Below are 10,334 nucleotides of genomic sequence, written 5' to 3' on the forward strand. Positions count from 1 at the left end.
ACGGCGGTAACACGGGTTCGAATCCCGTACGGATCATTACAATTTAATGAACAACCTCCGGGGGTTTAGCTCAGCTGGGAGAGCATCTGCCTTACAAGCAGAGGGTCAGCGGTTCGATCCCGTTAACCCCCATTACGGTTTGGTAGTTCAGTTGGTTAGAATGCCTGCCTGTCACGCAGGAGGTCGCGGGTTCGAGTCCCGTCCAGACCGTTTCATTATTTTTGTAAAACTTATATTTTCTTATATGGCTCGGTAGCTCAGTTGGTAGAGCAATGGATTGAAGCTCCATGTGTCGGCAGTTCGATTCTGTCCCGCGCCACCATGGAGGAGTAGCGAAGTGGCTAAACGCGACGGACTGTAAATCCGTTCCTTAGGGTTCAGTGGTTCGAATCCACTCTCCTCCATTTATAGGGGCATAGTTTAAAGGTAGAACAGCGGTCTCCAAAACCGTTAGTGTGGGTTCAATTCCTGCTGCCCCTGCCATTATATATTTCAATAGTTTCTTATTACGGCGGGTGTGGCGAAGTGGTTAACGCACCGGATTGTGGCTCCGGCATTCGTGGGTTCGATTCCCATCATTCGCCCTTTCATTTTTGGGGTATAGCCAAGCGGTAAGGCAACGGACTTTGACTCCGTCATGCGTTGGTTCGAATCCAGCTACCCCAGTACAATCTTCACTTGATTGTAGATTGCAACAATAGTATAATGGCGGTATAGCCAAGTGGTAAGGCAGAGGTCTGCAAAACCTTCATCACCGGTTCAAATCCGGTTACCGCCTTAGTACTAAATACTAACCTTTCAACATGCCGGCGTGGCGGAATTGGCAGACGCGCTGGACTCAAAATCCAGTGCCCGTTGAGGGCGTGCCGGTTCGACCCCGGCCGCCGGTATCATTGATGTATCAGTCTTTTATAAGATTGATACATTTTTTTGTTTATAAAAGTCTACAAATACGATTTTGGAGGACAACTCATATAGCAAAGATTTTTTTGTTTTGTTACTATTGAAAGCCTTTCCTTAATCTTGTATAGTTTTTACTTGAATAGCTGCAAGGAACAGGAAAGAGGGGGGATCAAATTGAAATGGTATGAGAATAGAATCAAATCGGCGATAGATGGGACAAATCCAATGGTGATCAAAGAATTGCCTGGCAGTTTTGCTGTTTATGGCGATGTCCAATTTCTTCCCGGATATTGTGTATTATTACCTAAAAGAGAGGTGGCTTCTTTAAATGATCTAGATTTAAGCGAGCGACAGATTTTCTTAACTGATATGACTCTTTTAGGAGATGCTATAATACAGGCTTGTTCTCCATTGAGAATCAATTATGAACTATTGGGAAATACCGATAACTTTCTTCATGCACATCTTTTTCCTCGTTATGAATGGGAAACCGACGAAGCGAAAAAAATGCCTGTTTGGTTGTATGACAAATCCCATTGGACTAATCCAGAGTATCACTATTCAGAAAAAAGAGATGGAGAGCGAAGACAAAAGATAAGCTCTTATTTAGAAAACGCCTATCGTTAGTCTAATGAACCTTTCTAATCTAGTAACCTCAATAAAAGAACCTCCATGAAGCGATCGCTTCATGGAGGTTCTTTCCTTAGATCAATCAATATACTTAAGGATTGCGACTTCTTTTGGTTTCAGAACTGCCAACTGTTTGGTTTCTTTGGTTAGAAGGTCTACTCCAGCGGCTTTCAGCTTCACTTCTGTTGTCTGCTCGGTATGGTTTAAGAAAAAGACGAGTGTATAGCCAGCACCTTTGCGACAGGTAACGGAGATTTCAGTAGGAGCAGCCAAGAAGTGCTGGGCATGAGTCGTTAATTTGTGATTTTCCAGAATGGTCGCTAAAAATGTAGTTAGTCCTTCAAGAGACAATTCTGTTCCCACGTAATACGCATACCCATCGTCGATCCGGTTCATGGTAATGGCGGGCTTATCGGTCAAATAACCGGATTGGAAGGTTGCCAAAGCTTTCGCACCTTTTAGATGAATGACTTCCTCCCATAGAGAATTGTCGTTCCGATGACCTTGAAAGTCAATCTGATGCTGGGTAGCTGCTTTCATTGGGTAAAACTCTTCTACAATGATCCCTAATGTGTCTCTAAACAAGCCTGGATAGCCCCCAAGATAGACTTGGTCATTTTCATTGACGATCCCACTAAAGAAATTGGTCAAGAAGATACCGCCTTGTTGCACGTAATCATGGATCTTCTTACCGAATGCTTCGGGTGCTGAATAGAGATTTGGGGCGATCACTAAAGGATAGCCATCTAGGGATTCGGAAGGATGGACAAAGTCTACGCTCAAATTTAACGCCCTTAGCGCGGCATACAGGCTGCGTAACTGATGAATGTACTTTAAGGTTCTTGGTTTGGCATCCAATTCCAGCGCCCACCAATTTTCCCAGTCGAAGACAACCGCGACATCAGCCAAGAAGCGCGTCCCAACGATTTCGGATAGTTGCGAAAATTCGTTGCCTAATTGTGCACATTCACGAAAGATACGGCTTGACTGAGGATCTCCGTGAGGCACCATCGCACTATGAAATTTTTCCGCACCGCCACGAGACTGTCGCCATTGGAAGAACATGATACCATCAGCACCATGAGCTAGCGATTCATAACTCCAAAGACGCAACTGGTTGGGTGTCTTGGCCCCGTTGATTTGTCGCCAATTAACAGCGCTTGTGGCTTGCTCCATGATCAAGAATGGCTTTTTCTTCAAACTGCGGGTTAAATCGTTAGCAAGAAATTGCGGGTAAGGAATTTTTTCAAAGGGATTCGGATACGAATTCCAACTGACCACATCCATTTCAGGGGCCCATTTAAATCCATCTACGTATTTGTGTAAGCCCATAAGATTGGTCATATAAGGAATTTCATGGGAATATTTTGCGATCGCCGCCTTTTCAATTTGATAAAGTTCCAGATTCATGTCGGAAAGAAACCGACGGTAGTCTAATTGCTGTGCAGGATTTTTGAAGGTTGGCATTGCCTCTGGTAAGAAAATTTCCTCCCAGCTGCCATAGGATTGACTCCAAAACTTCGTTGACCAAGCATCATTCAATCCAGCGATGGTCAGATATTTCTCTGCTAACCATGTCTGAAATCTTTTCCGACAATGATCGCAATAACACTCGTGGATGTGACACGTATATTCATTATTGATATGCCACATGACCAGCCCTGGATGATTAGCATAACGGTTTGCGACTGCTTCAGACAAATCGGCGGCATATTGACGATAGATAGAGGAAGTCGGACAGTAGTGCTGGCGCGCACCATGAACCAGTCGATTGCCATGAATGGTCACAGGCAGCATCTCAGGGTGTTTTTGAACAAGCCAAGCGGGAGGAGAAGCTGTTCCATTGGCTAGGTCGATCATGATATTGTTTTCATATAAAAGATCCATCAACCAGTCCAGAAAGTCAAAATCATAGGTGGATTCATCTGGCTGCAGATTGACCCAGCCAAAAATATTGATACTTACATAGTTCACACCTGCTTCTTTCATTAAGCGCATATCTTCAAGAATGACTTCTTTAGACCATTGTTCAGGATTGTAGTCGGCACCATAGTAAAGCTGACGTTGCGTTTTCATCAAATCGCTCCTTTATAGACGTTTCTTTAGTATCAAGATACTTGAATCATATCAAATATTCATCTGTTTGATAGCGGTATCATTTGAAAATCATGAAATGATCCAAAAAAACAAAGATAGTTCAATCTGGTTTCGCAACTAGGGCTATAGTCCGCCAGTTCTTTTGCCTTGCTGTTTTTTTAACAAAAATATACAATTGAAAAAGGCGGTAAATTAAAACATCTAAAATTTATCTCTCTAAGTAGTTGTTTTTTTATTAATAGTTTCTTTATAAAAAAATGCATGTTTATAACCAACAGATCAAAAAAACTATTAAACATTAGCAGAAGATTACTATGAGTCAAAGAAATGAATAATTATGTGTCGAGGAGTCATAAACGAGGAATGACATAAGTTATTCCACAAAAAATGCGAAAAAGGAGAGACACGTCCATGAACCAGCCAATACAGATCTTTTCTGAGATTGCGCCCTTAAAGCGGGTGCTGTTGCATCGTCCAGGAGCAGAATTGGAAAACTTGATGCCGGATTATCTTGATCGCTTGTTGTTCGATGATATTCCTTTTCTAGACCAAGCACAAAAAGAGCATGATTTTTTTGCCGAGACGTTAAGAAACAGAGGGGTGGAAGTCCTTTATTTGGAAGATCTTGCTGCAGAGACATTGTCGACGACCGGTGCCAAAGAAGCTTTTTTAGAAGATTATTTAAATGAGACAACGATCCTTGATGAAGAGATTCGCAACGAAGTGCGCAATTTTTTCCTGTCGATCAAAGATAATCGCTCCTTTATCGATCATACGATGGCGGGCTTGAAAAAAAGTGAGGTAGAAATTCCAAGAGCTAGCAAGTTAACGGCGATCGTTGAAACGGAATATCCTTTTTTGATCGATCCCATGCCAAACTTGTATTTCACGAGAGATCCGTTTGCTACGATTGGTCATAGCGTTTCCTTGAATCGAATGTATTCTGCAACGAGAAGACGAGAAACCCTCTACGGAAAACAAATTTTTACGCACCACCCGATGTTTTCCCGCAATGAGACGAACTTTTTGTATCATCGGGACGAAACGACGCGGATGGAAGGCGGCGATCAGCTGATTTTATCTGATAAAATCGTGGCGATCGGTATCTCTCAACGAACCGAGGTTGCTTCTATCGAAAAAATTGCCGAAACGATTTTTGCTACAGAACCGAGTTTTGAACATATCTTGGCATTTAATATTGGTGAAGAACGAAAATTTATGCACTTAGATACGGTCTTTACGATGGTGGATCATGATAAGTTCACGATCCATCCAGAAATCGAGGGAGAACTTTCGCTGTATTCAATCACTAAACACAAGGACGGTGTGCGAGTATATGAGGAAAAAGATACGTTGGAAAACATTCTTTGCCGTTATTTAGATTTGCCTGAAGTACACTTGATTCGCTGTGGTGGTGACGACTTAGCGGCAGCAGCCAGAGAACAATGGAATGATGGTTCCAATACATTGGCGATCGCCCCAGGGGAAGTCGTGGTCTATGACCGCAATACCATCACCAACGGGTTGTTAAAAGAGGCAGGCGTCAAGTTGAATGAGATCTCAGGAAGTGAATTGGTTCGCGGACGTGGAGGTCCACGCTGTATGAGTATGCCATTTATTCGTGAGTAGGACGAATCTTTGTTATTTTAATTACGGATTTTTGCTTTGAAATTATGAAAGTTAAGAAATAGAAGAGAGAAAAATAAAAGAAAGATTTGAAACGGCATTCTGTTTCTAATCTTTCTTTTTTGTCATCATTTAACCCCCTATAAATTGAAAAGGATTTCTTTTTGTGAAAATGTGTAATTTTTGTGACTTTTATATGTAAAGACTATAAAAAAACGCTAGGAACCTTGTTCTATCGCTAAATTTATGGTACGGTTATATTAGAAAACGGAAATAGGTGAAGGTATTTGCCACTTATTGATTTTTGACACCCTACGATCAGCGAATGCCATATGCTTGATTTGTAGTGGTTTTTTTTGCGGAAAAAAAGGGAAAGCAGGTGAGAAAATGGCAGTAGATGCAATTCGATTATTACAAGAAGCAGAGCAATTTGCTGAAAATAAAAACCAAGAAGCGGAAGCAGAAAAAAAACAATTGGCACAAGAACGCGAAGAACGGTTGAAGGCGTTTAAAAAAGAGTTGGCAGAAAAAGAAGCCCAACAAAAAGAAGCAATCAATCAAAAAATCGCAGCTGAGTTAACACAGTCAAAAGAACCGCTCATGGCTAAAACGAAAGCAGAAGTGGAAACACTACGAACGATCCCTAATGAGTTAAAGGAAGAAGCATTGGCAATAATAATAAATAAGGTTGTGACATAAATGGCAATTGCAAAAATGCAAAAGTTCAGTCTGTTGACCTTTTACGATCAGAAAGAAGCTGTTTTAGAGCAGCTGCAAGACTTTCAGGGCGTAGAACTGCTTTCTTCGGAGAAATACTACGATTCTGAAGAAACGACGGGTGTTTTGACACCGGTTCGCGAGGAACAGTCTGAAGAAGAAATGGAGAACCAGTTTGGTCAAGTCAACTGGAGCTTAAATTTTTTAGAAGAATATGTACCCAAAAAAGGAATGCTGGCACAACTGCGGCAACCAATCAAAAAATATACCCTTCAAGAATTGGCTGAAACAGCCCACACCTATCCCTGGCAAGAATTATGCCAGACCCTTCGTAAACAAGACAAACGTCTTCGCTTGATCGATCAAGAAAAACGCGATGTATTAGCACAAGAAGCAGAGCTGTCGATTTGGAAGTATTTTAAAGAGCGTCCAGCGGTTTTAAAGGAATTAAAAAAATCAGGTGGCTTGCTAGGTTCGATTCCCACTTCTGAAATGGCTGACTTTACGACGAACAGTGAGAAGCTGCCGCTCGTCTATGTGGAAACTGTTTATCAATCACAAACAACCACTTATTTACTGGTCCTTTTCCACAAAGATGTAAAAGAAAAAGTAACTTCACTTCTTAAAAAAGTAGCCTTTGAGCAATACATCTACCCTTATGAGGGCATCCCAGAAGAAGATCTGCAAACGATGAAAGAAAAATCCCAACGTTTAATTGATGAAGAAAAAGAGATCAAAGCCTCTCTTCGTGCAATGACAAACGAGCAAGAAACTTTGCGGATCGTTGCCGAGTATTTAGATGGAGCAATCACCCGCTTAAAAAGCAATAAGATGCTTTTACGTTCTACTCATGCGGTCTCGATTTCTGGCTGGGTTCCTGTTGATGGGACGGCCGAATTAGAAAAACGCATCAAAAAAGGAACCACGGATAACTATTACCTCGAATACCAAGAAGTGACGGAAAAAGAGATTAGTAATGTGCCGATTTTATTAGAAAACGCACGTTGGATCAAGCCTTTTGAAGGACTTGTTCGGATGTACAGCTTGCCGCAATATGACGAGTTAGATCCGACACCATTTATGGCGCCTTTTTATATGGTGGCATTCGGGATGATGGTTGCCGATTTTGGCTATGGTTTGCTTTTGTTTCTGGCGACGTTTCTTGGGAAAAAGCTGTTCCACCTCAGCAAAGGGCTGGAACAAAACTTGACCCTCTTTCAGTTATGCTCGATCCCTACGATTATTTGGGGCTTGATCTATGGCAACTTCTTCGGATTTGAATTCTCATTCCAACTGTTGTCTGCCCAGGATGATGTCAACCAGATCTTAGTCTTATCCGTGATTTTTGGGTACATCCAGATCATGTTTGGTTTGGCGCTGAAATTCTATATTCTATGGAAGAAAAAAGACCAGAAACTGGCCGCGATGTTCCAAGCCGGTTCATGGATCGTCTTTTTGATCAGTGTGGCTTTTGTTGCCGCAGGAATGCTGCTTTTCCCTGACACACCGTTACAAACGATTGGGATCGTAATGATCGCTGCCAGTCTATTAGCAGTGGCCATCGGAGGCAGTTTAGAAGGTAAAACCTTAGCCGGAAAAATCGGTTCTGGATTGTACGGATTGATGGATGTGACCAATTATGTTGGTGACTTGATCAGTTACACCCGTCTGATGGCGTTAGGGGTTGCCGGCGGAAGTATCGCCTCAGCCTTCAACTTGATCATCAGCTACCTGCCGCCAGCAGCCCGGTTTACGGTTGGTATCTTATTATTTGTGGCATTGCATGGCCTAAATATTTTCTTAAGTTACCTTAGTGCGTATGTTCATGGTATCCGTTTGCAGTATTTAGAGTATTTTGGAAAATTCTTTACGGGGGGCGGACGTGCCTTTGACCCCTTCAAATCAAATGAAAACTATGTAGAGATCATCTCAGAAGAGAAGTTACAGGAGGACAATAATGGAAAATTGGATTAGTTTCTTTTACGAAAATGGTGGAATTGTTTTTGCAGCTTTAGGTGTAGCGACCGCAACGATTTGCGGCGGTATCGGATCAACGATTGGTGTTGGGATGACCAGTGAAGCAGCGTCAGGCTTGATCTCAGAGCAGCCAGAGAAATTCGGACAAGCGTTGATCTTAGAGTTGCTATCTAGTACTCAGGGGTTATACGGATTCGTAATTTCCTTTATGATCTTTGGTCAGATCAGCGGTTCGCTCTCATTCGATCGCGGATTGTACTTGTTTATTGCTTCGTTGCCAATCGCATTAACAGCGATCGTAGCCGGAAAATGGCAAGGACGTGCCGCAAGTGCTGCGATGCAGATTTTAGCCAAAAAACCAGAACATGTGACCAAAGGAATTATCTTGGTAGCGATGATGGAAACGTATTGTATTTTAGGGTTCGTTATTTCCTTCTTGCTTGTCTTGAATTAAGAGGAGGGAAAAGTGAATGTCTGATATTACACGTTTAACTGACAAAATAACCGCTGATGCGGAAAAGAAATACCAGCTGCAAATCAAAGAAGCGAAAAAAGAAAGTGAAAATCAAGAAAACTTGAAGCGAACGCAATTAGAAAAAGAGCTTAGTGAGCGGTTAGCTTTTTATGAAAAAGAAAAACGTGCGGCGATGTATTTGGAAATCTCAGATGTGCATATTCAATCAAGAAACAAGGTCTTGGCAGCAAAGCAGTCGGTCTTAGATGAGCTGTTTACTGAGGCTTTGACCCGTTTAAATACGATGGATCAAGCAGCATTTTATGCGTTTATCGCTAATGGCTTGGCGAATGCAAGGTTAACTGGTGAGGTTGAGTTGCTTTTAGGTGAGAAGACCCGCCATTTAGTGGATGAGGAGCTCCTCGCTAAATTGCAGGCATCTGCCCCAGATGTTCAGCTGGAACTGGTAAATAAAACGATCCCTCGTAAGGGTGGCTTTTTGTTGCGACAAGAAGCGATCGAGTTGAATTTTACTTTTGATGCGCTACTAGAAGCCAACAAAGAAGAGTTAAGTAATACGTTACTGCAATTGATTTTTGAACAGTAAGCAGGTGCAAACAGATGAATGACATCAAGTACAATACCTTAAATACGAGAATTCGGACGTATGAATCGCAATTATTCGATCGCAGCCGCTATGAGCGGATGCTCTCGGCTGCTAGCGCAGAAGAAATCTACAGTATGTTGCAAGAAACGGTTTATGGTGACTTCATCAACGAGGATGATCGTGTACACGACTTTGAACATGTGTTGATGGCGGAGTTGAAACGGGTATACGACACGATGTATCAGCTGACACCGGAAAAAGCGATCGTTGATTTCTTTGCTTTGAAATATGACTATCAAAATCTGAAAGTCTTGGTAAAAGCGGCGTACATGCAAGAAGATTTTTCTGAATATCTTGTCCCAATTGGTACCCAGCCGCTTTCCGTCCTTAAGGATCTGGTCAAGACCAGAAAAAGCAATCTTGTTGCCAAAGAGATGGTTGATTGTGTGGAAGAAGTCTTCTCTTATATTGAGAACTACCATGAGGTCCAATCGATCGACATCATCTTTGATAACCACTATTGGGAACAATTGTGGACGATTGGCAAAGAATACGACGACGATCTGCTGCAAAGCTTGATTCGTCGACAAATCGATATTTTCAACATTTCAACAACGTTGCGCAGTTACGCGATGAAACGCAAGCGCGGCTTTATCAGCGCAGTTTTAGCCGATCATGGAAACCTACCTGCAAAAGAATTGTTAGCTGAGATCACGACTTCCCTTGAGGCATTTGTGGCATATTTGCAAGGGACTCCTTATAAAGAACTGATCAATCACAGCTATGAAGAGTTGGTAGAGAAGAAGACCTTGAATACCTTTGATATACGCAAAGACAATTTTCTAATGGCGAAGCTCAAAGAACATAAAATTGTTCCTTTTGGCCCTTCAGCATTGGCAGGGTACTTGTACGCCAAGGAAATTGAAAGCAAGAACTTGCGTATTCTCCTGATTGGGAAAATCAATAAGGTGCCGGAAGAGATTTTAAGAAGTCGGGTGCGTGATAGTTATGCATAAAAAAATAGCAATGATGGGTGGTAAGAACTCGATCTTGCCTTTCAAAGGGCTAGGGATCGACATCTTTCCAGTCAGCGATTTGGATGAAGCCGCCCAACAACTAGAAGAAATGGCTGAAGCCTATGGGGTAATCTTTTTGACTGAGCGACTGATCGAACAATTAGAACCGATCGTTCGCCGCTATGAAGAAGTACCGACACCAGCGATCATTCCGATTCCAAGTAGTACGGGTAGTTTAGGGATCGGCATGGCACGAATTCAGCAAAATGTGGAAAAAGCGGTAGGAATGAATATATTAGATTCATAA

At 42.2% G+C, this 10,334-nt stretch carries 9 protein-coding genes and 10 tRNA genes (1 of these 19 cut by a window edge); 18 read left to right on the plus strand and 1 reads right to left on the minus strand.

The features are described 5' to 3' along the window. From IGI86_RS04965 to IGI86_RS05015, 11 genes are all read left to right on the plus strand, one after another. Nucleotides 1–36: transfer RNA gene (locus IGI86_RS04965), tRNA-Glu, on the plus strand; it begins 36 nt to the left of the window's first position. 23 nt (nucleotides 37–59) lie between these two features. After that, a tRNA-Val gene (locus IGI86_RS04970) sits at nucleotides 60–132 on the plus strand. A 4-nt stretch (nucleotides 133–136) separates the two neighbouring features. Beyond that, nucleotides 137–210 (plus strand) — tRNA-Asp (locus IGI86_RS04975). A gap of 36 nt (nucleotides 211–246) precedes the next feature. Then, nucleotides 247–322, plus strand: a tRNA-Phe gene (locus tag IGI86_RS04980). 1 nt (nucleotide 323) lies between these two features. Beyond that, a tRNA-Tyr gene (locus tag IGI86_RS04985) sits at nucleotides 324–404 on the plus strand. 5 nt (nucleotides 405–409) lie between these two features. Further along, a tRNA-Trp gene (locus IGI86_RS04990) sits at nucleotides 410–483 on the plus strand. 28 nt (nucleotides 484–511) lie between these two features. After that, nucleotides 512–584 (plus strand) — tRNA-His (locus tag IGI86_RS04995). A 10-nt stretch (nucleotides 585–594) separates the two neighbouring features. Then, nucleotides 595–666 (plus strand) — tRNA-Gln (locus IGI86_RS05000). 41 nt (nucleotides 667–707) lie between these two features. Continuing rightward, nucleotides 708–778: transfer RNA gene (locus IGI86_RS05005), tRNA-Cys, on the plus strand. Nucleotides 779–805: 27 nt separating this feature from the next. Next, nucleotides 806–890: transfer RNA gene (locus IGI86_RS05010), tRNA-Leu, on the plus strand. Between the two features lie 187 nt (nucleotides 891–1,077). Further along, nucleotides 1,078–1,530, plus strand: a complete 453-nt coding sequence (locus IGI86_RS05015; RefSeq protein WP_086316980.1) for an HIT family protein — start codon at nucleotides 1,078–1,080, stop codon at nucleotides 1,528–1,530. Between the two features lie 81 nt (nucleotides 1,531–1,611). Here IGI86_RS05015 and IGI86_RS05020 read toward each other — a convergent pair whose 3' ends face one another. Then, nucleotides 1,612–3,609: a beta-galactosidase gene (locus tag IGI86_RS05020; protein ID WP_429967086.1), complete on the minus strand. Its 1,998-nt coding sequence runs from the start codon at nucleotides 3,607–3,609 to the stop codon at nucleotides 1,612–1,614. 432 nt (nucleotides 3,610–4,041) lie between these two features. Here IGI86_RS05020 and arcA point away from each other — a divergent pair, with 432 nt between their 5' ends. The 7 genes from arcA (at nucleotide 4,042) to IGI86_RS05055 (ending at nucleotide 10,334) form a co-directional block, all read left to right on the plus strand. Beyond that, complete coding sequence (gene arcA, locus IGI86_RS05025) at nucleotides 4,042–5,259, plus strand: arginine deiminase (protein ID WP_008380978.1); 1,218 nt, start codon at nucleotides 4,042–4,044, stop codon at nucleotides 5,257–5,259. 384 nt (nucleotides 5,260–5,643) lie between these two features. Continuing rightward, nucleotides 5,644–5,955: a hypothetical protein gene (locus tag IGI86_RS05030; protein WP_008380980.1), complete on the plus strand. Its 312-nt coding sequence runs from the start codon at nucleotides 5,644–5,646 to the stop codon at nucleotides 5,953–5,955. Continuing rightward, nucleotides 5,956–7,947: a V-type ATP synthase subunit I gene (locus tag IGI86_RS05035; RefSeq protein ID WP_430617778.1), complete on the plus strand. Its 1,992-nt coding sequence runs from the start codon at nucleotides 5,956–5,958 to the stop codon at nucleotides 7,945–7,947. Next, complete coding sequence (locus IGI86_RS05040) at nucleotides 7,931–8,404, plus strand: V-type ATP synthase subunit K (protein ID WP_005237160.1); 474 nt, start codon at nucleotides 7,931–7,933, stop codon at nucleotides 8,402–8,404. The genes IGI86_RS05035 and IGI86_RS05040 overlap by 17 nt, the downstream gene beginning before the upstream one ends. Before the next feature lie 16 nt (nucleotides 8,405–8,420). Then, nucleotides 8,421–9,011 carry a V-type ATP synthase subunit E gene (locus IGI86_RS05045; RefSeq protein WP_016613061.1) on the plus strand — a complete coding sequence of 197 codons (591 nt, stop codon included), beginning with the start codon at nucleotides 8,421–8,423 and terminating at the stop codon, nucleotides 9,009–9,011. Between the two features lie 14 nt (nucleotides 9,012–9,025). Then, complete coding sequence (locus IGI86_RS05050) at nucleotides 9,026–10,027, plus strand: V-type ATP synthase subunit C (RefSeq protein WP_140965387.1); 1,002 nt, start codon at nucleotides 9,026–9,028, stop codon at nucleotides 10,025–10,027. Further along, a complete protein-coding gene (locus tag IGI86_RS05055; protein ID WP_005229240.1) occupies nucleotides 10,020–10,334 on the plus strand; it encodes a V-type ATP synthase subunit F in 315 nt (104 codons plus the stop codon). The genes IGI86_RS05050 and IGI86_RS05055 overlap by 8 nt, the downstream gene beginning before the upstream one ends.

This window comes from Enterococcus sp. AZ188, from assembly GCF_050544075.1.
Taxonomy (GTDB): Bacteria; Bacillota; Bacilli; order Lactobacillales; family Enterococcaceae; genus Enterococcus_D; species Enterococcus_D entomosocium.